22 protein-coding genes and 1 pseudogene are annotated in these 22,206 nt (G+C 70.6%); 13 read left to right on the top strand and 10 right to left on the bottom strand.

Going from position 1 to position 22,206, the window contains the following annotated elements; genetic code table 11:
* The first annotated feature begins 70 nt into the window (after positions 1-70).
* The 5 genes from ON759_RS07495 to ON759_RS07475 all read left to right on the top strand — a co-directional run bounded on the left by ON759_RS07495 (position 71) and on the right by ON759_RS07475 (position 5,428).
* Positions 71-1,495: an MATE family efflux transporter gene (locus ON759_RS07495; RefSeq protein ID WP_271679744.1), complete on the top strand. Its 1,425-nt coding sequence runs from the start codon at positions 71-73 to the stop codon at positions 1,493-1,495.
* A 51-nt stretch (positions 1,496-1,546) separates the two neighbouring features.
* Positions 1,547-2,044 (top strand): hypothetical protein, encoded by a 498-nt coding sequence (locus ON759_RS07490; RefSeq protein WP_271679743.1) that lies wholly within the window; start codon positions 1,547-1,549, stop codon positions 2,042-2,044.
* Between the two features lie 50 nt (positions 2,045-2,094).
* Entirely contained in the window at positions 2,095-2,514 is a 420-nt protein-coding gene (locus ON759_RS07485; RefSeq protein ID WP_271679742.1) for a CopL family metal-binding regulatory protein, read from the top strand.
* 71 nt (positions 2,515-2,585) lie between these two features.
* Positions 2,586-4,397, top strand: a complete 1,812-nt coding sequence (locus ON759_RS07480) for a copper resistance system multicopper oxidase (protein WP_271679741.1) — start codon at positions 2,586-2,588, stop codon at positions 4,395-4,397.
* Positions 4,394-5,428 (top strand): copper resistance protein B, encoded by a 1,035-nt coding sequence (locus ON759_RS07475; RefSeq protein ID WP_271679740.1) that lies wholly within the window; start codon positions 4,394-4,396, stop codon positions 5,426-5,428. The genes ON759_RS07480 and ON759_RS07475 overlap by 4 nt, the downstream gene beginning before the upstream one ends.
* Positions 5,429-5,434: 6 nt before the next feature.
* Here the strand turns inward: ON759_RS07475 and ON759_RS07470 are convergent.
* Both ON759_RS07470 and ON759_RS07465 read right to left on the bottom strand, forming a co-directional pair.
* Positions 5,435-5,683, bottom strand: a pseudogene (locus ON759_RS07470) (cupin domain-containing protein); the annotation flags it as partial.
* 30 nt (positions 5,684-5,713) lie between these two features.
* Complete coding sequence (locus tag ON759_RS07465) at positions 5,714-5,983, bottom strand: hypothetical protein (protein ID WP_271679739.1); 270 nt, start codon at positions 5,981-5,983, stop codon at positions 5,714-5,716.
* A 145-nt stretch (positions 5,984-6,128) separates the two neighbouring features.
* On the opposite strand from ON759_RS07465, the gene ON759_RS07460 reads away from it, so the two are divergent.
* Both ON759_RS07460 and ON759_RS07455 read left to right on the top strand, forming a co-directional pair.
* Complete coding sequence (locus tag ON759_RS07460) at positions 6,129-6,383, top strand: DUF2789 domain-containing protein (protein WP_271679738.1); 255 nt, start codon at positions 6,129-6,131, stop codon at positions 6,381-6,383.
* A 22-nt stretch (positions 6,384-6,405) separates the two neighbouring features.
* Positions 6,406-6,957: a YdeI/OmpD-associated family protein gene (locus ON759_RS07455; RefSeq protein WP_271679737.1), complete on the top strand. Its 552-nt coding sequence runs from the start codon at positions 6,406-6,408 to the stop codon at positions 6,955-6,957.
* 13 nt (positions 6,958-6,970) lie between these two features.
* Here the strand turns inward: ON759_RS07455 and ON759_RS07450 are convergent, their stop codons facing one another.
* The 7 genes from ON759_RS07450 to ON759_RS07420 are packed head-to-tail and all read right to left on the bottom strand — an operon-like array spanning position 6,971 to position 15,636.
* On the bottom strand, positions 6,971-7,684 hold the full coding sequence (locus ON759_RS07450) for a response regulator (protein ID WP_271679736.1): 714 nt from the start codon (positions 7,682-7,684) through the stop codon (positions 6,971-6,973).
* A complete protein-coding gene (locus ON759_RS07445; protein WP_271679735.1) occupies positions 7,677-10,346 on the bottom strand; it encodes a sensor histidine kinase in 2,670 nt (889 codons plus the stop codon). Before ON759_RS07445 ends, ON759_RS07450 begins: the two co-directional genes overlap by 8 nt.
* 20 nt (positions 10,347-10,366) lie before the next feature.
* Entirely contained in the window at positions 10,367-10,966 is a 600-nt protein-coding gene (gene kdpC / locus ON759_RS07440) for a potassium-transporting ATPase subunit KdpC (protein ID WP_425608458.1), read from the bottom strand.
* A gap of 9 nt (positions 10,967-10,975) precedes the next feature.
* On the bottom strand, positions 10,976-13,048 hold the full coding sequence (gene kdpB, locus ON759_RS07435; RefSeq protein ID WP_271679734.1) for a potassium-transporting ATPase subunit KdpB: 2,073 nt from the start codon (positions 13,046-13,048) through the stop codon (positions 10,976-10,978).
* Positions 13,049-13,057: 9 nt separating this feature from the next.
* Positions 13,058-14,776: a potassium-transporting ATPase subunit KdpA gene (gene kdpA, locus ON759_RS07430; RefSeq protein ID WP_271679733.1), complete on the bottom strand. Its 1,719-nt coding sequence runs from the start codon at positions 14,774-14,776 to the stop codon at positions 13,058-13,060.
* A 12-nt stretch (positions 14,777-14,788) separates the two neighbouring features.
* Positions 14,789-14,881 carry a potassium-transporting ATPase subunit F gene (locus ON759_RS07425; RefSeq protein ID WP_271679732.1) on the bottom strand — a complete coding sequence of 31 codons (93 nt, stop codon included), beginning with the start codon at positions 14,879-14,881 and terminating at the stop codon, positions 14,789-14,791.
* Positions 14,882-14,892: 11 nt separating this feature from the next.
* On the bottom strand, positions 14,893-15,636 hold the full coding sequence (locus tag ON759_RS07420; RefSeq protein ID WP_271679731.1) for a TorF family putative porin: 744 nt from the start codon (positions 15,634-15,636) through the stop codon (positions 14,893-14,895).
* Between the two features lie 186 nt (positions 15,637-15,822).
* Here ON759_RS07420 and ON759_RS07415 point away from each other — a divergent pair, with 186 nt between their 5' ends.
* From ON759_RS07415 to ON759_RS07395, 5 genes are all read left to right on the top strand, one after another.
* Entirely contained in the window at positions 15,823-16,845 is a 1,023-nt protein-coding gene (locus ON759_RS07415) for a TIGR00266 family protein (protein WP_271679730.1), read from the top strand.
* A gap of 122 nt (positions 16,846-16,967) precedes the next feature.
* Positions 16,968-17,186 carry a hypothetical protein gene (locus ON759_RS07410; RefSeq protein ID WP_271679729.1) on the top strand — a complete coding sequence of 73 codons (219 nt, stop codon included), beginning with the start codon at positions 16,968-16,970 and terminating at the stop codon, positions 17,184-17,186.
* Positions 17,187-17,292: 106 nt separating this feature from the next.
* Entirely contained in the window at positions 17,293-17,904 is a 612-nt protein-coding gene (folE, locus tag ON759_RS07405; RefSeq protein ID WP_271679728.1) for a GTP cyclohydrolase I FolE, read from the top strand.
* 61 nt (positions 17,905-17,965) lie between these two features.
* On the top strand, positions 17,966-18,547 hold the full coding sequence (locus ON759_RS07400; protein WP_271679727.1) for a DUF2239 family protein: 582 nt from the start codon (positions 17,966-17,968) through the stop codon (positions 18,545-18,547).
* A gap of 39 nt (positions 18,548-18,586) precedes the next feature.
* Positions 18,587-19,843 (top strand): TCR/Tet family MFS transporter, encoded by a 1,257-nt coding sequence (locus ON759_RS07395; RefSeq protein ID WP_271679726.1) that lies wholly within the window; start codon positions 18,587-18,589, stop codon positions 19,841-19,843.
* Here ON759_RS07395 and ON759_RS07390 read toward each other — a convergent pair whose 3' ends face one another.
* Positions 19,844-20,143, bottom strand: a complete 300-nt coding sequence (locus ON759_RS07390) for an I78 family peptidase inhibitor (RefSeq protein ID WP_271679725.1) — start codon at positions 20,141-20,143, stop codon at positions 19,844-19,846.
* Between the two features lie 136 nt (positions 20,144-20,279).
* Between ON759_RS07390 and ON759_RS07385 the strand changes: the two genes are divergently transcribed.
* The gene (locus ON759_RS07385; protein ID WP_271679724.1) at positions 20,280-22,181 is read left to right on the top strand and encodes a M61 family metallopeptidase; all 1,902 of its coding nucleotides are present in this window, start codon (positions 20,280-20,282) and stop codon (positions 22,179-22,181) included.
* Positions 22,182-22,206: the final 25 nt, after the last annotated feature.

The following is a 22,206-nucleotide window of genomic DNA, read 5'->3' as shown; positions in this document are numbered from 1 at the left end:
TGCGGCTGCGGTACTGTCGATCCCGCCCCCCGCCATTCGTCATCGGGGGACAGCCGAGAGGATCCAGCACATGCACGCCACCCCGCCCGACACGCCCGCCGCCGCGCCGCCCGACTCGCTGTGGCAGGGGCTGCGCGACGCGATCCGCGGCACCAATGCCGACTACACCCGCATCCCGCTGCGCCGCGCGGTGTTCCTGCTGGCGGTGCCGATGGTGCTGGAGCTGGTGCTGGAATCGACCTTCGCGGTGGTCGACATCTTCTTCGTCGCCAAGCTGGGGCCCTCGGCGGTCGCGACCGTCGGCCTGACCGAGAGCTACCTGTTCCTGCTCTATTCGATCGCGATGGGCCTGGCGATGGGCATCACCGCGCTGGTCGCGCGGCGCGTCGGCGAAGGCGAGCGCGAGGCGGCCTCGGTGACCGCGGCGCAGGCGCTGTGGGTGGCGGTGCTGGCCTCGGTGCCGTTCGCGATCGCCGGCATCGTGTGGGCGCGCGAATTGCTGGCGCTGATGGGCGCGGATGCGTGGACGCTCGAGCACGGTGTCGGCTACATGCAGTGGATGCTCGGCGGCAACGTGGTGATCCTGCTGCTGTTCGTGATCAACGCGATCTTCCGCGGCGCCGGCGACGCGGCCATCGCGATGCGCGTGCTGTGGGTGGCGAACGGCCTGAACATCCTGCTCGACCCGCTGCTCATCTTCGGCTGGGGCCCGGTGCCGGCGTTCGGCGTGGAAGGCGCGGCGATCGCCACCAACATCGGCCGCGGCGTCGGCGTGCTGATGCAGCTGTGGATCCTGTTCCGCGGCGGCCAGCACATCCGGGTGACCGCGGCGCAACTGGCGTGGCGCGCCGGGATCGCCTGGCAGATCGTGCGCACCTCGCTGGGCGGCGTCGGCCAGATGATCGTGGCGATGACCTCGTGGATCTTCCTGATGCGGATCCTCGCCAGCATCGGCAGCGAGGCGGTGGCCGGCGCCACGATTGCCATTCGCGTGATGATGTTCACGATGATGCCGGCGTGGGGCATGTCGAATGCCGCCGCCACGCTGGTGGGGCAGAACCTGGGCGCGCAGCAGCCGGAGCGTGCCGAGGCGTCGGTGTGGCAGATCGGCCGCTACAACATGGCCTACCTGGTCGCCATCGCGCTGCTGTTCCTCCTGCTGCCGCGCGAGCTGGTCGGGGTGTTCAGCGACGATCCGCGGGTGGTCGCGGTCGGTGCCGAGTGGCTGCGGATCCTGTCGTACTCGCTGTTCGTGTACGGCTGGTGGATGGTCAGCGTGCAGGCCTTCAACGGCGCCGGCGACACCGTCACCCCGACCTGGATCAACGTGGTGTTCTTCTGGCTGATCCAGATCCCGCTGGCCTGGTGGCTGGCGCTGCACCTGCAGCTCGGCCACACCGGCGTGTTCTGGGCGGTGTTCGTGTCGGAGACCGCGGTCGGCCTGTTCACCCTGTGGCTGTTCAGCCGCGGGCGCTGGAAATCCAAGCAGGTGTAGGCGGCGCGGGGTTTGCCTACACTCGCGCCTGTTCCTTGCCCGCTGCCCGCCATGCGCCGTTTGCTCCTGCCCTGCATCCTGCTCGCCGCCGCCACCTGCGCCCACGCGGGGAGCGTCAATCCCAAGCGCCTGCAGCCGGTGGAGGGCGGGACCACGTATCGGCTGCAGGAGGCCTGGTCGTACCAGGAGAAGGCGGCGACCTTCACCCTCCAGCCCGGCGATTACCTGGAAGCCTTCGAGGATGCCGAGGACCGCTACCTGCTGGGCCCGGGCAGCTGCGCGGCGATGCGCGTGGTGCCGCCGAAGCAGCCGGAGATGGCCAACACGCAGCATTTCCCCTGCGGCATCGTCCTGCCCAAGGACACCGGCAAGCCGGCCTCGTTGTTCTTCATCCGCGGCAAGGCGCCGCACTACGACGGCATGGGCCCGGTGGTGAACGCGATGATCAAGGCCGGCGAGGGCAGTTTCGATTTCCCGACCGGGCGCCGCGGCGACGACCGCCTGCGCGCGCTGCTGGTGCCGATGCCCTGCGGGTCGGCGTCGTGTTGAGCGCGCCACGGGTTCACCTGCCGCGATCGCCCGCGCAGTAGAGTAGGCCCATGCGCCGCACCGGCCTCGCCTTCCGCCTGCTGCTGTCCCTGCTGCTGGTCCTGAACGGGATCGGTAGCGCGGTGGCGGGCGTGCGCATGGCGATGCCGGCGATGACCGCCGTTGCCGTGCAGGAGGCCGCGGCCGACGCATCCCTGCCGCCCTGCCACCAGGCGGCGATGGCCGATGCGACGCCCGCGATGCCGATGCCGCCTGCCGGCGACCATCGCCAGGGCGATGGCGACTGCTGCACGTCCGGCGCCTGCGACGCCGCGGGCTGTCCCTGCCCGTGCACGGCCCTCGCCGTCGCGTTGTGGCCGATGCCCCCGGTGCTGGCGCCGCTCGCGCTCGCCTTGCCGCCTGCGGTCGCGCGCATCGCCCCGCATCCGTCGCCGCCGCGCCACCAACCGGATCGACCGCCGATCGCCTGACCGTTGCGCCGCGCCCCGCGGCGGCATCGCGCACCCCCGTGCGCCCCACGGCCAAGCAAGGATCCGCATCCATGTCATCGTCATTCCCCGCGGTGCCGCCCGGCGGCCCGCATCCCACGCGCCGGCGCTTCGTGCAGGGCCTGGCCTCCGGCGGCGCGCTGTTCGGGCTGGGCCTGTGGCCGCGCGCCGGGCTGGCCCTGCAAGCGCAGCCCGAGGTCCTCGCCGGCACCGACTTCACCCTGTCGGTCGGCGAAACCCTGGTGAACTACACCGGCAAGACCCGCCCCGCGGTCACCGTCAACGGCCGCCTGCCGGCGCCGCTGCTGCGCTGGAAGGAGGGCAGCGCGGTCACCCTGCGCGTCCGCAACGACCTGCCGCGCGGGTCGATCCACGGCCCGGACACCTCGATCCACTGGCACGGCATCCTGCTGCCCGCGAACATGGATGGCGTGCCCGGCATGAGCTTCGACGGCATCCGCCCCGGCGAGAGCTACCTCTACCGCTTCCGGGTACGGCAGTCCGGCACCTACTGGTACCACAGCCATTCCGGCTACCAGGAACAGGGTGGCCTGTACGGCCCGCTGGTGATCGATCCCGCCGGGCCGGAGCCGCATCCCAGCGACCGCGAGCACGTGCTGCTGCTGTCCGACTGGACCGACCTCGACCCCGCCGACCTGTTCGCGCGGCTGAAGAAGATGGCCAGCCACGACAACCACGACCAGCGCACGGTCGCCGACTTCCTGCGCGACGCCGAGGCCGATGGCCTGCGCGCCACCCTGGCCGACCGCGGCGCGTGGGGCCGGATGCGGATGACCCCGACCGACCTCTCCGACGTCAACGCGCACACCTATACCTACCTGCTCAATGGCACCACCGCGCTGGGCAACTGGACCGGCCTGTTCGCGCCCGGCGAGACCGTGCGCCTGCGCCTCATCAACGGCTCGGCGATGACCTATTTCGACGTCCGCATCCCGGGGCTGGCGATGACCATCATCGCCGCCGACGGACAACCGGTGGAACCGCTGACGGTCGACGAATTGCGGATCGCGGTGGCCGAGACCTACGACGTGCTGGTCCGTCCGTCCGGGCAGGAGGCCTACACCGTGTTCGCCCAGGACGCCGCGCGCACCGGCTACGTGTCCGGCACCCTGGCGGTGCGCGCCGGCCTGCGCGCCGAGGTGCCGGCGCTGGATCCGCGCCCATTGCTGACCATGGCCGACATGGGCCATGGCGGGATGGGCCGCGTCGGTGGCATGGAAGGCGCATGCGGGGCGTCGATGCGCGGCATGGAAGGCGGTTGCGGCGCGGCCATGCACGGCGGCCATGCGATGCCCGGCATGGACCACGGCGGCATGCCGATGCAGGCGCATCCGCCGAGCGAGACGGACAACCCGCTGGTGGACATGCAGACGATGGCGCCGACCCCGCGGCTGGACGATCCCGGCATCGGCCTGCGCGGCAACGGACGCAAGGTCGCGACCTATGCCGACCTGCGCAGCGCGTTCGCGGATCCCGATGGCCGCGAACCGGGGCGCACCGTGGAGCTGCACCTGACCGGCCACATGGAGAAGTTCGCGTGGTCCTTCGATGGCATCAAGTTCGCGCAGGCCGAACCGCTGCGAATGACCTACGGCGAACGCCTGCGCATCGTGCTGGTCAACGACACCATGATGAGCCACCCGATCCACCTGCACGGGCTGTGGAGCGACCTCGAGGACGCCGACGGCGGCTTCCACCTGCGCAAGCACACCATCGACATGCCGCCGGGCACGCGCCGCAGCTACCGCGTGCGCGCCGATGCGCTGGGGCGTTGGGCCTACCACTGCCACCTGTTCTTCCACATGGAATCCGGCATGTTCCGGGAAGTGCGGGTGCAGGAATGAACGCGCGCCTCGCGACCGCCGCCGCGCTGGCGGCCTGCCTCGGCATCGTCGCGCCGGCATCGGCGCAGCACGCCGGGCATGCGATGCCGGCCGTGCCGGCATCGCCCGCGCCCACGCCCGCGCCATCGCAGGAATCGCCGCAGGAACCCCCGCAAGCGACGCCCGTGCGGACCGACCACGCCGCGATGGACCATGCCGCGATGGGCCACGGCGCGATGGATCACGGCGCGATGGACCATGACGCGATGGACCATGACGCGATGGACCATGCCGCGATGGACCATGCCCCTGCGCCGGCCGCTGCCGTCGACCTTGCGTTGCCGCGCACACCGATCCCGGTGCCGACCGACGCCGATCGCGCGGCGGCGTTCCCGGAGGTGCATGCGCACCACATGCACGGCACCCGCCCGCACACGTACTGGCTGCTCGACCGGCTGGAGATCGACGACGGCGACCACGGTCGCGGCACCGCATGGGAAGGCAGCGCCTGGATCGGTGGCGACGTGCAGCGCCTGTGGCTGCGCAGCGAGGGCCACGCGCGCGACGGCAAGCTCGAACGCGGCGACCTCGAAGCGTTGTACGGCCGCGGCGTGCGCGCCTGGTGGGACGTGCTGGCGGGCGTGCGCCACGAGGACGGCGAAGGACCGTCGCGGACCTGGGCCGCGTTCGGCGTGCAGGGCATGGCGCCGTACAAGTTCGAGGTGTCGGCCACCGCCTACCTCGGCCAGGGCGGCCGCAGCGCGGCGCGGCTCGAAGCGGAGTACGACACCCTGTTCACCGACCGCTGGATCCTGCAGTGGCGCGCCGAAGCCAGCCTCCACGGGCAGGCCGATCCCGCGCTCCGCCGCGGCGCCGGGCTGTCCACCCTCGAGGCCGGGTTGCGCCTGCGCTACGAGGTCACCCGCCGGTTCGCGCCGTACGTCGGCATCGAACACGAACGCGCGTTCGGCGAGACCGCGACCCTGCGCCGCGCCGACGGCGAGGCCGAGCGCGAGACCAAGGTCGTGGCCGGACTGCGCCTCTGGTTCTGAGCCCGCTCAGCCAGCGGGGTCGTAGGCGCGCACGCTCTCCTGCTCGTCGGGGTCGTTGCGCGCCACCAGCGCGATCGCGTCGGTGTCGGCGCTGAGGTTGATCGGCTGGTGCGGCACCCCGGCGGGAATGAACAGGAAATCGCCGGCGCGGTTGGTGCACGACTTCGCCAGGCCTGCGCCGTACAGCGTCTGCACCTCGCCCTGCAGCAGGTAGATCGCGGTCTCGTCGCGCTCGTGGTCGTGCGGACGGCGCGCGCGCCGGCCGGGGGTGGTGCCGGCGGCAGGCTAGAGCGCGCTGGGCACGTGCACGCCGTCGCGCAGGCGCGCCTCCCACTGGATCGCCCAATCGGTGACGTAGGTGATCGCCGCGTCCATCGAGTCGAAGTGCGCGTAGCGGATGCTGAAGCTCAGCGGGTTCAGGCAGGCCCGGCACTGTCCCTGGTCGAGCGGCATGATGTCGGCGACCACCCGGCCATCGACCAGCAACGCTTGGCCATCGCCGATGGCATCGAAGCGGAAGCCGCGTGGCAAGCGGGACGGCGGGCGTGGATCCATGCGGGCGTCGGCGGGCGAACCAGCGACGAGTGTGGCCCGGCGCAGGCCGCGAAACCGGAACCGGCGTCGGGATTCGCGCAAGCGACGTGGATGCCGCGTTGACGCCGACCCGGCGAGACTGGCGCACCGCCGCACGGAGCCGCGCATGGACACCACCCCTTCGAGCATGACCAACCTGTTCCTGCAGCTCGGGCTGCCGGCCGGGAAGGACGAGATCGCCGCGTTCCTTCGCGCGCACCAGTTGCCGGAGGACGTGCGCGTGTCGGAAGCGCCATTCTGGAATGACGGCCAGCGCCAGTTCCTGCGCGAGGAATGGGGCGAGGACGCCGACTGGGCGATCGTGGTCGATGCGCTCAACGAGGCCCTGCACGCCGACGCAATCGCCGCCCGCGCCGGCTGAGCCGCGCGGGTATCGTGGGCGCATGGCCAAGGCCTTCGACCCGATCCGCTGCCGCGCGACCCTGCGTCGCCCGGCCAGCCCCGCGAACGCGACGTGGGGCTTCCTGCGCCTGCCGCCCGGGGCCAGCGCGGCGCTGCCCTCGCGCGGGATGGTCGCGGTGGACGTGGCGATCGGCGCACATGCATTCACCGCGGTGCTGGAACCCGATGGCGAAGGCGGCCACTGGCTGAAGTTGCCGCGCGCGGTGCAGGGCGCGGCCGGCATCGCGCCGGGCGACCGCGTGTCGCTGCTGCTGTCGCCCGCGCAGCGCGAACCGGAGCCGGCGCTGCCCGCGGACCTGCGCGCCGCGTTGGCGCAGGCGCCTGGCGCCAATGCGCAGTGGCAGGCGATCACCATCGCCGCGCGCCGCGATTTCATCCAGTGGCTGGAGACCGCGCGCCAGGCCGAGACCCGCGCGCGCCGCATCCGCACCGCCTGCGACATGCTCGCCCGGGGCAAGCGCCGGATCTGCTGCTTCGACCGGTCCGGCCTGCATGGCAAGGGCCCGCGCGCGCCGGCGGCGGCCGACGACTGACCGCGAGCGGTCCTCAGCGCATCGTGCCAGCGCCGATGAAGCGCAGGCCGACGCCGGGTTCGGTCGCGATCCAGCGCGGTGCGGCGGCATCGTCGCCGAGCTTCTGGCGAAGCTTGCCGACCAGCACGCGCAAGTAATGGGTGTCGTGCTCGTGGTGGCTGCCCCACAGTTCGCGCAACATCTGCGGCTGGGTGACCACGCGACCCGCATGCTTCAGCAACAGCGCCAGGAGCGCGTATTCCTTGCGCGCGAGTTGCACGGCGTCTCCGTCGAGGAAGACTTCTCGCCGGGCCAAGTCGACCCGCAACCGCCCGTCGTCGAACACCGGCGGCGCCTCGCCGGATGTGGCGCGGTCGCGCAACAGGGCGCGGATGCGCGCCATCAGTTCCTGCACGCCGAACGGCTTGGTCACGTAGTCGTTGGCGCCGGCATCCAGCGCGGCGACCTTTTCGCGTTCGTCGGCACGCACGGTGAGCACGATGACCGGCACGTGCGACCATCCACGGATTCGCGTGAGCACTTCGTGTCCATCGATGTCGGGCAGGCCAAGATCGAGGACGACCAGGTCCGCGCCGTGCGTCGCCATCGCCAGCACGCCGGCTTCGCCGTTTTCCGCGCTTTCGACCCGATAGCCCTGCGCGCGCAGGCTGATGTCGAGGAACTTGCGGATCTGCGGTTCGTCGTCGATCACCAGCACCCGGGCCGGCGTGGCGGTCGTCTCATTCATGCGCGGCGGGAGGGGACGTCATGCGCGGCAGGGTAATGCGGATGGTGGTGCCCTTGCCATCGCGGCCCGGCAAGGCTTCCACGCTGCCGCCATGCGCGCCGACCATGCCCTGCGTGATCGCCAGCCCCAACCCGGTGCCCTGGCGGCCACGGTCGCCGCGTTCCACGCTGAAGAACATGTCGAAGATGCGCTTGCGTTCCTCGTCGGGGATGCCGGGGCCCCGATCGATCACGTCGATCCGGAGTTGGCCGTCGACGTCGCTGGCCTCGACCACGATGACGTCGTCCGGGGGCGAGAACTTGGCGGCGTTCTCCAGCACGTTGAACAAGGCCTGTTCGAGCAGGGCCGGATGCACCCACAACGGCGCGAGGTCGGGCGCGATGCGCCGATCGAAGCGGAGGCCGGGCTGGTAGCGCTGCAGGCGGGTCACCGCGGAGCCGATCAGTTCGTCCACGCCGATCCAGTCGCGGTTGAGCGACAGCCCGCCGTGGCCGAGCCGGGTCATGTCCAGCAGGTTCTGGATGTAACGATCCAGCCGCTCGCCTTCCAGGTGGATGGTCTCGAGCAGCGCGTCGCGATCCTCCTTGCCCATCGCCTCGCCGTAGTGCTGCAGGCTTTCGGCGCCGCCGATCATCGCCGCCAGCGGCGAGCGCAGGTCGTGCGAGACCGAGGACAGCAGCGCGGAGCGCAGGCGTTCGGTTTCGCTGGTGACGCGGGCGTGTTCGAGATCGGCGACCAGCCGCGTGCGCACGATAGCCTGGGCGATGTCGTCCGCCATCGCGTCGACCAGCCGCTGCAGTTCGGGGCCGGGGCGCGATGCGTGCCCGGGGAAACGCAGCCCGACCAGGCCGGCGAGCCTGCCGTCGCTGGCCAACGGCTGGAACCACCAGTCGGCATTGCCGAGCGTGTCGGTGTTGCGGCCAGCGGCCTGTCGATGCCGGATCGCCCAATCGGCCGCGGCGCGGTCCTTGTCGGACAGGGCATACGGCCCGTCCTGGGCCAGCGCGTCGGTGCCGGCCTGCACCAGCGCATCGGCGCCGGTGGCCTGCTTCAGCGCGCGTCGACCCGCTTCCAGCACCTGGCCGAGGTCGGCGGCGCTCGCCAGGTGCTGGCCCAGGGCCTGCAGCGCGGTCGCGTGCGCATTGGCCGCGCGCAGCGCCACCACCTGCATCCGCAGGCGCGAGGCGAGGCGGCCCGCCACCAGCGCCGCGGCCAGGAACAGGAACACGGTGACCACGCCCTGGCGCGCGCCGATGAAGAAGGTGAAGCGCGGGGCGATGAAGAAGAAGTTGTAGGACAGGAAGCACAACGCCGCCGCCAGCACGGCCGCGGCCATCCGCGTCTTCGAGGCGACCAGCACCACCGCGACGATGAAGATCATCGACAGGTCGTCCAGGCCCAGCCAGCGTTCGGTCAACGCGCTGGCAGCGGTCGCCAGGACCGCCGCCAGCACCGCCAGGCCGATGTCGCTGCCGGTCAGCCAGTGGCCGACCCGGCGCGTCGACTGCCGCGCCTTCGCGCGCGCCTCCGGCGTGCTGAAGATCGTGAGTTCGTAGTGCGCGCCACGCTGCAGCAGCTGCTGCGTGAGCGTGCGGTTGAACATGCGCGCGAAGGGACGCTCGCGGGTGCGCCCGAGCACGATGGTCGAGGCCCCGCTGCGCGCGGCGTGGTCGAGGATGGCATCGACGACATTGCCGCCATGCAGCACCTCGACCTCACCGCCGAGCCGGCGCGCGAGCGCGAAGGCCTGGTCGAGCTCGCGTTGCCTCGCCGCGTCCACGGGGCCACCGGCCTGCACCGTGACCACCGTCCATGGCGCATCGCGGCGTTCGGCCAGCCGGCGCGAGACCCGCACCAGGTACTCGGACTGGCCGCGGCCATCGATCGCGACCAGCACCCGCCGCCGCAACGGCATCCCCGGCAGGCCGCGCGCCGCATGGGCCTCGCGCAGGTCGCTGTCCACCCGGTCCGCGGCGGTCTGCATCGCAAGCTCGCGCAGTGCGGTCAGGTTGGAGGGCGAGAAGAACGCCTGCAGCGCGTGCGCCGCCTGCTCCGGCACGTAGACCTTGCCCTGCTGCAGCCGCTCGATCAGTTCGCGCGGCGGCAGGTCCACCAGCTTGATGTCGCGCAGGCGGTCGAACACGCTGTCTGGCACGGTCTCGCTCACGCGTACGCCGGTGATCCGGTGGACCACGTCGTTGAGGCTTTCCAGGTGCTGGATGTTGATCGTGGTGCAGACGTCGATGCCGGCGTCGAGCAGTTCGACCACGTCCTGCCAGCGGCGTTCGTGGCGGCTGCCGGGCGCGTTGCGGTGCGCCAGTTCGTCCACCAGCGCCAGCCCGGGCCTGCGCGCGAGCAGGGCGTCGAGGTCGAGTTCCTCCAGCGTGCGGCCCTGGTATTCGATGCGCTTGCGCGGCAGGACTTCGAGTCCTTCGATCAACCCCATCGTCTCGCTGCGACCGTGGGTTTCCACCAGCCCCACGACCACGTCCACGCCCTGCCTCTTCAATTCGCGCGCCCGCGACAGCATCGCGTAGGTCTTGCCCACGCCGGGCGCGGCGCCGAGGAAGATCGTCAGCCGCCCGGCGCCCTGGCGCTGCAGCTCGCCGAGCAAGGCATCGGCTTGCTGGTCCCGGACGGCGTCGCCGTTGGCTGCGTTCATGCGCGAATTGTGCGCCACGCTCAGCGTGGCAGCGCATCCAGCGCCAGGTTCAGGCGCAGGACGTTGACCCGCGGCTGCCCGAGCAGGCCGAACTGCGGGGTTTCCGTCTCGGCATCGACCAGCCGCTGCACGACGGCCGGGTCGAGTCCACGGGCCTTCGCCACGCGCGCGACCTGCACGCGCGCGCCGGTGGGGCTGACGTGCGGGTCGAGGCCGCCGCCGGACTGGGTCACGAGCTCCATCGGGACCGCCGATGGCGCAATGCCATCTCGCTTGGCCACCGCAATGACGGCTTCCGAGATGCGCTTGCGCAGGGCGGGATTGCTGCGCGCCATGTTGCTGCCGGCGGCGGCCATCGGATCGTAGTTCGCCGCCGACGGACGCGGCTGGAAGTAGCGCGCATCGGCGAATGGCTGCGCCACCAGCGAGGAACCGACGGGGTGGCCGTCGCGCTCGATGAGGCTGCCGGTCGCGGCCGCGGGGAACAGCATCCGCCCCAGCGCGGTGCCGGCCAGCGAATACAGCAGGCCGAAGCCGAGCAGGACGAGCGAGGCGAACAGCAGCGGCGCGCGCAGGCCGACGTGCTCCTGCAAGGGTTGCGTGGGCATGTGGTTGTTCATGGGCTCTCCTCAGGCACCGAGCGTCGCGGCCAGCGCCAGGTCGATCAGCTTGATGGCGAAGAACGGCAGCAGCACGCCGCCAACGCCGTACACGAGCATGTTCCGGCGCAGCAGCACGGTGGCGCTGGCCGGCGTGAAGCGCACGCCGCGCAGGGCGAGCGGGATCAGCGCGGGGATCACCAGCGCATTGAAGACCAGCGCCGCCAGCACCGCGTTCCTGGGGCTGGACAGGCCCATCACGTTGAGGGCGGCCATCGACGGAATCGCGGCGGCGAACAGGGCCGGCAGGATCGCGAAATACTTGGACACGTCGTTGGCCAGCGAGAACGTGGTCAGCGCGCCGCGGGTGATCAGCTGCTGCTTGCCGACCTCGACCACCGCCAGCAGCTTGGCCGGGTCGCTGTCGAGATCGACCATGTTGCCGGCCTCCTTCGCCGCCTGCGTGCCGGAATTCATCGCCAGGCCGACGTCGGCCTGCGCCAACGCCGGCGCGTCGTTGGTGCCGTCGCCGACCATCGCCACCAACCGGCCGCTGGCCTGCTCGCTGCGGATGCGCGCCAGCTTGTCCTCCGGCCTGGCTTCGGCGATGTAGTCGTCCACGCCGGCTTCGGCGGCGATCGCGGCGGCGGTCAGCGGGTTGTCGCCGGTGATCATCACGGTCTTGATGCCCATCGCGCGCAGCCGCGCGAACTTGTCCTTGACGCCGTGCTTGACCACGTCGGACAGCTCGACCACGCCCAACACGAACCGGCCTTCGCTCACCACCAGCGGCGTCGCGCCCCTGCGCGCGACCTGTTCGACCCGCGCCCGCAGTTCCGCCGGTACCTCCCCTCCCAGCGTAGCGACATGGCGCTCGATGGCGTCGCCCGCACCCTTGCGGATCACCCGCGCGCCGCCGTCCAGGTCGACGCCGGACATGCGGGTCTGCGCGCTGAACTGCACGTAGTGGGCATGGTCCGGGTCCTGCATCGCCGCGCCCTGTTCTCGCGCCAGCCTGACGATCGACTTGCCTTCCGGCGTCGGGTCGGCGAGCGAGGAGAGCAGGGCGGCATCGCGCAACTGGTCGAGGCCGATCCCGGCCAGCGCATGGAACGCGGTGGCCTGGCGGTCGCCGTGGGTGATGGTGCCGGTCTTGTCGAGCAGCAGCACGTCGACGTCGCCGGCCACTTCCACCGCCTTGCCCGATTTGGCGAGTACGTTTGCCGAAAGCGCACGGTTCATGCCGGCGATGCCGATCGCCGGCAGCAGGCCGCCGATGGTGGTCGGGATCAGGCAGACCAGCAACGCGATCAGCAGCAGTGGATCGACCTTGACTCCGACGAAGGCACCGATCGCGGGCAGCGTCGCGCAGACGATCAGGAAGGTCAGCGTCATCGCCGCCAGCAGCATGGTCAATGCGATCTCGTTCGGCGTCTTCTGCCGGTTGGCGCCTTCCACCAGCGCGATCATGCGATCGAGGAAGCTGTGGCCGGGTTCGGCGGTGACGCGCACCACGATCTCGTCCGACAGTACCTTGGTCCCGCCGATCACGCCGCTGCGGTCGGTCCCGGCCTCGCGCAGCACCGGCGCGGATTCGCCGGTGACCGCGGCTTCGTTGATGGTGGCGAGGCCGTGGACGATCTCGCCATCGGCCGGGATCAGTTCGCCTTCCGAGACCACGACGAGATCGCCGGGGCGCAGTTCGGCGGCGGGAAGTTGCGTCTCGCTGCCGCGCAGCGCCGGCGCATGGCCTTTCGGGTCGAGCAGCTTGCGCGCGACCAGGTCCTTGCGCGCGCGCCGCAGCGAGGCGGCCTGGCCGCGGCCCCGCGCCTCCGCCACCGCCTCGGCGAAATTGCCGAACAGCACGGTGACCAGCAGGATCGCGCTCACCGTCCAACCGAAACCCGCGGGCGCGGCACCGGCAAGCGTGATCAGCGCGGCGAGCAGGGTGCCGCCGAGCACGATCGCCATGACCGGGCTCTTGGCGATGTGCTTCGGCGCGAGCTTGAGGAAGGCATCGCGGATCGACGCGCGCAAGGCGGCGGCGTCGACCAGCGCGGGACGGCCCTGCCGTGTCGGGGATTGGTGGGATTGTTGGATCATGGCGTCTCCTTAACGCACCGCCAGGCTCAGGTGGTCGGCGACGGGGCCGAGCACCAGCGCAGGCATGAATTGCAGCAGGGTCAGGATCACGATCACCGCGATGGTGGTGAGTGCGAACGTCGGGGTTTCGATGTGCAGGCTGCCGGGCCCTTCGGGCGCGTGGCGCTTGCGGGCGAGGCTCGCGGCGATGGCGAGCGGCACGACCAGCGCCGGATAGCGGCCGAGCGCAAGCACGACGACGCAACTCAGGTTCCACCAGCTCGTCGCATCGCCCAGCCCCTCGAAACCGGAGCCGTTGTTCGCGAAGGCCGAGGTGTACTCGTAGAACACCTGGCTGATGCCGTGGAAGCCGGGATTCGAGTTGCCCGTGAGCGAGGGGATGGCCAGCGCGGCCGCGGTGAAGCCCAGCACCACCAGCGGCTGCAGCAGGATCAGCAGCGACAGCAGGCGCACTTCGCGCGCTTCGATCTTGCGGCCGAACAATTCCGGCGTGCGCCCGGTCATCAGCCCGGCGAGGAAGACCGCCAGCATCAGGTAGACGAGGAACTGCTGCAGGCCGCAGCCGATGCCACCCCAGATCGCGTTGACCAGCATGTTGCCCAGCGTCACCAGCCCGGTGAGCGGGGCCAGCGAGTCGTGCATCGCGTTGACCGAGCCGTTGCTGGTCTGGGTGGTCAGCGTCGCCCACAGGGCGGAGGCATCCGCGCCGAAACGCACTTCCTTGCCTTCCATCAGCGCCGGCGTGGCGGTGCTGGCGGCGGCGTGGCCTTCCAGCAGGATGCCGGCACCGGTCGACAGCACCGACATCAGCAGCATGCTGCCGAACACCAACGCGGTGAACTTCCGGCGCCCGGTGAACGGGCCGACCATGAAGGCCACCGCGACCGGGACCAGGACGAGGGCGAGGGTTTCCAGCAGATTGGAGAGCGGCGTCGGGTTCTCCAGCGGAACCGCGCTGTTCGGGCCGTACCAGCCGCCGCCGTTGGTGCCGAGCTGCTTGACCGCGATCATCGGCGCGACCGGGCCCAGCGGGATCTTCTGTTGCTTCATCTCGACGCTGGCGTCGACCGGCGTCGCCACCGGACCGGCCTGCAGGGTCGCAGGCACGCCCTGCGAGGTCAGCAGCACGCTCCACAGCAAGCACAGCGGCAGCATGAAACGCAGGGTGGGGCGGACCAGGTCGGCCCAGTAGTTGCCGACGTCGGGTTCGCTGCCTGCGGTCTTCGCCGGATCGTTGCCCGGTGCCATCGCCTGGCGGCCACCCATCAACGCGCGCAGCGTGGCGACGACCAGTGCCAGGCCCATCATCGGCGTGATCACCTGCAGGCCGACGATGCCCACCATCTGCGACAGGTAGGACAGCTGCGCCTGGCCGGAATAATGCTGCTGGTTGGTGTTGGTGAGGAACGAGACCATCGTGTGCAACGCGGTGTCCCAGCCCATGTTCGGAATCGCATCGGGATTCAGCGGCAGCCAGGCATGGGTCATGAACAGCACCCACACCAGCCCACCCACCACCAGGTTGCTGAGCAGGAAGGCCTTGGCGTAACCGCGCCAACTCATGCCGCGCGACGGATCGGTGCCGAGCAGGCGATACAAGGGGCGTTCGACCGGCGAGAACGCGCGGTCGAGCCTCATCGATTCGCCGCGCATCACCGCGGCCAGGTAGCGCCCGAGCGGCCAGCCGAGGCCGATCGCCAGCGCGAAAACGAGGATTGCTTCGGTCATGGTCGCGTCTCCTCAGAACCTATCGGGGCGCAGGATCACGTACAGCAGGTAGATCGCGGCGACGGCCACCGCGATCGCGCACACCAGGGAAAGCCAGCCGGGCATGGTCGTTCTCCTCAGAAGGACGCTTGCAGCGCCGCTTCGATGCGCGAGCCGGCGTAGTCGTCGCCGAAGATCGCCTTGGCGTCGGAATCGGTGGCGTGCGCGGTGACGCGCAACTCGACATGCTTGCCGGGAGCCTGCGCGTTGAATGCCCAGATCGCGCTGACCTGGCCGTGCGTGTAGCCGTTTTCGGCCACCACCGCGTCATCGAGGAAGTAATGCGCCACGGCGGCCTCGACGCGGAACGCATCGTTGACCGGGAACTTCGCACCGAGCTGCGCATAGGTGCCACTGGCGTCGTAACCGAGCGCCTCGTTGGAATGGCCGACGGACGCCCAGGTATTGCCCTTGTACGTGACGGTGCCGTTCAACTCGGTCCAGTTCAGGTCGACGGCGGTCGATGGGTACTGGTAGCGCAGGACGTTGACGTCCAGCGCCCAGTCGTCGTTGAGCGACTTGCCCCAGCCGACGGTGGAGTCGAATTCGCTGCTGGCGTCGCTGCCCGGGGCGAACTTGACGTTCGAGCCCCAGATCGAGGCGTACAGGCCGGATTCGCCGGTGACCTTGAAGCCGGCTTGCACGGCAGGGTCGCCGGAGCTCTGGCTGCTGCCACGCCACACGTAGTCGGTGGTGACGGCGGCATTGCCGCTGAGGTCGCTGGCCCGCGCCTGTGCGGCGCAGGCAAGGGTGATCGCGGCCAGGCTTGTGCAGGCGAACGCGAGCTGGGCGCGGACGAGGAAGCGGGAAAGGTGTTGCATCGCGGGGTGCCGTGGCGCGGCCGGGACTGGCCGCGGCGGCATTCTCGGGACCCAGCACGTAAAGCCTCCATTCCCGCTGCCGGCCACCGCGTCAATTCGGCGTAAAGCCGTGCGCTCCCCGCAGCTTGCCGGTCCTGCATCCCGCTTTAGACTGCGCGCATTCCCCCAGCCCCCGAGGACGACGCGATGAGCCAGTGGTACCTGCACGATTCCGCCAGCCAGCAGCGCCTGGGCCCGATGGACCTGGATGCCGCGCGCGCGCAGGCCGCGCGCAACCCCGCCCTGCTCGCATGGAAGGAGGGCATGGGCGACTGGTTGCCGGCGCGCAACATCGCCGAGCTGGTCGAAGGGGTGCCGGGTGATCCGGCGTCCGCACCGCCGCCGCCGCCGCGCAATGGCGGCAAAGGCCGTGCCGACGAGATCGACTTCCGCATCCACGGCCAGGAGATGCAGTTCGTCGAGATCGAACTGGATCCGGGCGAGTCCGCCATCGCCGAAGCTGGCGCGCTGATGTTCAAGGACAGCGCGGTCCAGATGGACACCGTGTTCGGCGATGGTTCGCACGCGGGCCAGGGCGGCGGTTTCATGGACAAGCTGCTGGCCGCGGGCAAGCGCGTGGTCACCGGCGAGAGCCTGTTCACCACGCTGTACACGCATGCCGGCAGCGGCAAGGCCAAGGTCGCGTTCGCCGCGCCCTACCCGGGCACGGTGATGGCGATGAAGCTGGACGAACACGGCGGCCGCATCATCTGCCAGAAGGACAGCTTCCTCGCCGGCGCGCGCGGCGTGCAGGTCGGCATCCATTTCCAGAAGAAGGTGCTCACCGGCCTGTTCGGCGGCGAGGGTTTCATCATGCAGAAGCTTGAGGGCGATGGCTGGGTGTTCATCCATGCCGGGGGCTGCGTGGTCGAGCGGGAGCTGGCAGCGGGCGAGCGCATCGACGTCGATACCGGCTGCGTGGTCGGCTACCACGCCAGCGTGAGCATGGACGTGCAGCGCGTCGCCGGCCTGAAGAGCATGTTCTTCGGTGGTGAAGGCGTGTTCCTGGCCACCCTCACCGGTCCCGGCAAGGTCTGGCTGCAGTCGCTGCCGTTCTCGCGCCTGGCCGGGCGCATGCTGGCCGCCGCCCCGCAGAACGGCGGCGCGCGCGGCGAGGGTTCGGTGCTCGGCGGCATCGGCCGCATCCTCGACGGCGACAACAGCTTCTGAAGCGACGCGCCGGGAAGGGCGTTCGTCGCGTCCTCCCGGCCTTCGTCGCATCGCGCTTGCCCATGCCGCCGCGCCATCGCAACGTGGGTCCGCGCCGTTGGCGTGCCTGCCCCAGAGATCCGATGAACACCCTCGCTGCCGTCCTGCTGTGGTGCCTGTTGCTGGTCGTGTGCTGGCCGCTCGCCGCGCTGGCGCTGGTGCTGTGGCCGATCGCCTGGGTGCTGTCGCTGCCGTTCCGCTTGGTCGGCATCACCTTCGGCGCGCTGTTCGCGTTCCTGCAGGCGCTGCTGATGCTGCCGGCGCGCGTGCTCGGCGGCGGGATGAAGCCGACGGCCGCCTGATCGCGCGGGCTGCATCGGCCGCGCGCCGCGTCGCGTAGGACCTGCATCGACGCCGCCCGGAGTGCCGGGCGCGGTACGATGCCACCCCCACGCGACGGCCCTCCCGATGACCGAACACGACTCCGCCGGCGACCGCCGGAACGACGTCAGCCGCGAACAGGCGGAGGACGCGGTGCGCACGCTACTGCGCTGGGCCGGCGAGGATCCGGCGCGCGAGGGCCTGCTCGACACTCCCAAGCGGGTGGTCAAGGCCTACCGCGACTGGTTCAGCGGCTACGAGACCGATCCCGACGCCTACCTGCTGCGGACCTTCGAGGAAGTCGGCGGCTACGACGAGATGATCGTGCTGCGCGACATCGAGTACGAAAGCCATTGCGAGCACCACATGGCGCCGATCATCGGGCGGGTGCACGTCGGCTACCTGCCGGACGGCAAGGTGGTCGGGATCAGCAAGCTGGCACGCGTGGTCGATGCGTTCGCGCGCCGCTTCCAGGTGCAGGAGAAGATGACCGCGCAGATCGCGCGCTGCATCCAGGACGCCCTGCAGCCGCGCGGCGTGGGCGTGGTGGTCGAGGGCGCGCACGAGTGCATGACCACCCGCGGCGTGCACAAGCGCGGGGTCAGCATGGTCACCAGCAAGATGCTGGGCTGCTTCCGCGACGACGCCCGCACCCGCGCCGAGTTCCTGCGCTTCATCGAGGCCGGCGGCAAGCGTTGATCCGGGTTTGACGGTCAATTAAGCCCGGGTAATAATGCGCGCCCGCCCGCAGGCTGCGCAGATGGCGTCCCCCACCCTTCGTTGCACCGCCTTCGCCGGCCACCGCCGCATCGCCAGTGGCGAGTTGCGGCATGTCGCGCTCAAGGCCAAGCAGGCCCGCGACCTCGGCCGGCCGGTGCTGGTGTTCGAGGACGCGAGCGGCCGGCAGGTCGATCTGCCGCTGGAACTGCCGGCCGCCGAACTACTCAAGCACCTGGTCGAGCCGCTGCCGGTGCCGCCCGCCGCCGTCGCGCCACGCGGTCCGGGCCGGCCGCGGCTGGGCGTGGTCGCGCGCGAGGTGACCCTGCTGCCGCGCCACTGGGACTGGCTGGCGGCGCAGCCGGGCGGAGCCTCGGTCGCGTTGCGCAAGCTGGTCGACGACGCGCGCAAGGCCGCGGCCGGCGGCGACCGCCGGCGCGCCTCGCAGGAGGCCGCCTACCGCTTCCTGCAGGCGCTGGCCGGCGACCTGCCGCTGTACGAGGAGGCCTGCCGCGCGCTGTTCGCCGGCGACATCGGGCGCTTCGAGGAAACCACCCTGCACTGGCCGGACGATGTGCGCGACCATGCCGCGCTGCTCGCCGCCGACGCCTTACATTCCCACTGAGGCGCGGCCCAGGCCCCGTCCGCACCCCGCGAGGTTCGATTGAACGCAAGTACCGCGCCCGCCGCCCGCAAGGCCGCGCTCGCCTTCATCTTCATCACCGTGCTGATCGACGTGATCGCGTTCGGCGTGATCATCCCGGTGCTGCCGCACCTGGTGCAGCAGTTCGTCGGCGGCGACACCTCGGTGGCGGCGTACTGGACCGGCGTGTTCGCGTTCGCGTTCTCGCTGGTGCAGTTCTTCAGCGCGCCGATCCAGGGCGCGCTGTCCGACCGCTACGGGCGGCGCCCGGTGATCCTGCTGTCCTGCCTCGGGCTGGGCCTGGACTTCGTGCTGATGGCGCTGGCGCCAAGCCTGGCCTGGCTGTTCGTCGGCCGGATCATCTCCGCGGTCACCTCCGCCAGCTTCACCACCGCGAACGCGTACATCGCCGACGTGGTGCCGGCGGAGCGGCGCGCCAAGAGCTACGGGATGATCGGCGCGGCGTTCGGGCTCGGCTTCATCGTCGGCCCGCTGGTCGGCGGCGTGCTCGGCGACATCGACCATCGCCTGCCGTTCTGGTGCGCGGCGTCGCTGGCACTGCTGAACTTCCTGTACGGCCTGTTCGTGCTGCCGGAATCGCACCCGGTGGAGCGACGTTCGAAGGCGTTCGACTGGAAGCACGCCAAGCCGATGGGCGGGGTCAAGATGCTGCGCGAGTACCCGCACATCTGGGGCCTGGTGGCGGTGGTGTTCCTCGCCAACTTCGCCCATTACGTCTACCCGAGCACCTTCGTGCTGTTCGCCGACGCGGCCTACGGCTGGAAGGAGAAGCAGGCCGGCTACGTGCTGGCGGTGGTCGGGGTGCTCAGCGTGATCGTGAACGTGATGGTGGTCGGGCGGATGGTCAAGGCGCTCGGCGAGCGCCGCGCGATGATGCTGGGCCTGGCCTGCGGCACGGCGGGGTTCGTGGTGTACGGGCTGGCCGGGTCGGGCTGGCTGTTCCTGCTCGGCCTGCCGATCAGCGCGCTGTGGGCGGTCGCCGCGCCGGCGACGATGGCGCTGGTCACCCAGCAGGTACCGGCCGACGTGCAGGGCCGCATCCAGGGCTCGTTGAGCAGCCTGGTGTCGCTGGCCGGGATCTTCGCGCCGGCGCTGTTCGCGGGCGCCTTCGGCTTCTTCATCGGGCCCAGCGCACCGGTGCGCCTGCCCGGGGTGTCGTTCCTGCTCGCGGCGGTGCTGCTCGGGGTCGCCGCGCTGGTGGCGTGGCGTTACACCGACGCCTCGCACTTGCGCGCGGCGCCGGACGGCACGCCGTGATCAGCCGCAGCTGATCTTCTCGATCGCGCCGTTGGCGTCCTGCACCACGTTCACGCGGTCGGCGCGGTAATCCATGGTCATCGCGTCGCCCGGCTTCAGCGACCGCAGGCTCTTCGCGCCGGTCGCCTTGAACGCGGCTTGCACGTTCGCGTCGGTGGCCGGCTTGCCGATCCAGGCCTGCGCGGCCTCGGCGTTGCACGCGCCGGGAACGGGCGGCGCCGCGGGATCTGTCGGGTGGCCGGCGCAGGCGGCAAGCCACAGGACGGCGGGCAGGACGGCGAGGGTGCGGTTCCGTGGCATGGGCGGGGCCTCTGGTCGGTGGCGGGGTGCCAGCGTCCGAGATCCTGCCTGAATGCCGCTTCCATGGCTTCCGGCAGGGGGGCGCATACCCACGGCGGCATACGATGGCGGTCTTGTCCGTGTGCCGGAGCCCTCGATGTCGCGTCGCCGCCTGCTGCCCCTCGTCCTGTCCCTGCTGCTCGCCGGTGGCGTGCATGCGCAACAGGCGGAATCGTCCATCCCGCCGCCGCGCGACGTGCCCTATGCCGGCACCATGCGCCTGGAGATCGATGCCACCAACCTGTCGCAGCGCATCTTCCGGGTGAAGCAGACCATCCCCGCGCAGCCGGGCGCGCTGACCCTGCTGTACCCGATGTGGATCCCGGGCGGCCACACGCCGCGCGGCGCGATCGACAAGGTCGCCGGCATCGAGTTCTGGGCCAACGGCAAGCGCCTGGACTGGAAGCGCGACCCGCTCGACGTCGCCGCGTTCCACCTCACCGTGCCCGAGGGTGCGTCGGAAGTCGTCGCCAAATTCGACTTCCTCACCCCGACCGCCGGCAACCAGGGGCGGATCGTGATGACCCCCAGCATGCTCAACCTGCAGACCATCTCGACCGTGCTGTACCCGGCCGGCTACTACGCGCGCCGCATCCCGGTCGACATGCGGGTGACCTACCCCAGCGGCTGGACCGCGTTCACCGCCCTGCACGAGGACGGCCGCAGCGGCGACACGGTCGATTACGAAGACGTGCCGCTGGACATCCTGGTCGATTCGCCGATTTACGCCGGACGCCATGCCAGGAACATCGACCTCACCCCGGCCGGCAGCAAGGTGCCGGTGAAGCTGGGCGTGGTCGCCGACGAGGCGAAGTACCTGGAGACCAAGCCGGAGCAGGTGAAGGTGCACCAGGCGATGGTGGTGCAGGCGCTCAAGCTGTTCGGCGCGCAGCATTACGACCACTACCAGTTCCTGTTCTCGCTGTCCGGGCAGATGGGCGGCAACGGGCTGGAGCACCAGCGCTCCAGCGAAAACGGCATGGGCACCGATTACTTCACCGGCTGGAACGAGAAGACCGGTTTCGACGACCTGCTGCCGCACGAGTTCACGCACAGCTGGAACGGCAAGTACCGCCGCCCGGCCGACCTGTGGACGCCGAACTACAACGTGCCGATGCAGGACAGCCTGCTGTGGGTATACGAGGGACAGACCCAGTACTGGGGCAACGTGCTGGCCGCGCGCAGCGGCATGCGCCCGTTGCAGGCGTCAATCGACGACCTCGCGCTGGTCGCGGCGACCTACGCGGACAACCGCCCCGGCCTGGCCTGGCGCAACGTGCAGGACACCACCAACGATCCGATCATCGCCGCGCGCGCGCCGCGCGCCTACCGCAACTACCAGATGAGCGAGGACTACTACTCCGGCGGGCAGATGATGTGGCTGGAGGCCGATGCCCTGATCCGCACCCGCACCGGCGGCAAGAAATCGCTGGACGACTTCGCGCGGGCGTTCTTCGGCATCAACGATGGCGAATGGAAGCAGCAGGCGACCTACACCTTCGACGACGTGGTGGCGACGCTGAACGGGGTGGTGGCCTACGACTGGGCGACCTTCCTGCGCGACCGCATGGACGGCAAGACCGGCCTGGTCGGCGGCATCGAGGCCAGCGGCTGGAGGCTCGTCTACAAGGACACGCCGAATGCCTACGCCAAGGCCAACATGCGCGGCGGCGCGGATTACACCTACTCGCTGGGCCTCTCGCTCGGCGGCGATGGGGTGATCGGCGACGTGCGCTGGGACGGCCCGGCATTCAACGCGGGCCTGGGCAGCGGCACCACCGTGGTCGCGGTCAACGGCCAGGCCTACGGCAAGGACGTGCTCGACGACGCGGTGAAGGCGGCGAAGGACGGCAAGGCGCCGATCGAATTGCTGGTGAAGGAATTCGACCGCTTCCGCACGGTCAAGCTCGACTACCGTGGCGGCCTGCGCTACCCGCACCTGGAGCGCATTCCGGGCAAGCCCGACACCCTCTCCGCGATCTTCGCCCCACGCAAGTAACGGGCCACGCGGGCGTCGCGGACGC

The sequence above is a fragment of the Thermomonas mangrovi genome, from assembly GCF_028201335.1.
GTDB classification, from domain to species: Bacteria; Pseudomonadota; Gammaproteobacteria; order Xanthomonadales; family Xanthomonadaceae; genus Thermomonas; species Thermomonas mangrovi.
The sequence above is the reverse complement of the archived record's forward strand: the minus strand, read 5'-3'. Positions and strand labels throughout refer to the sequence as shown.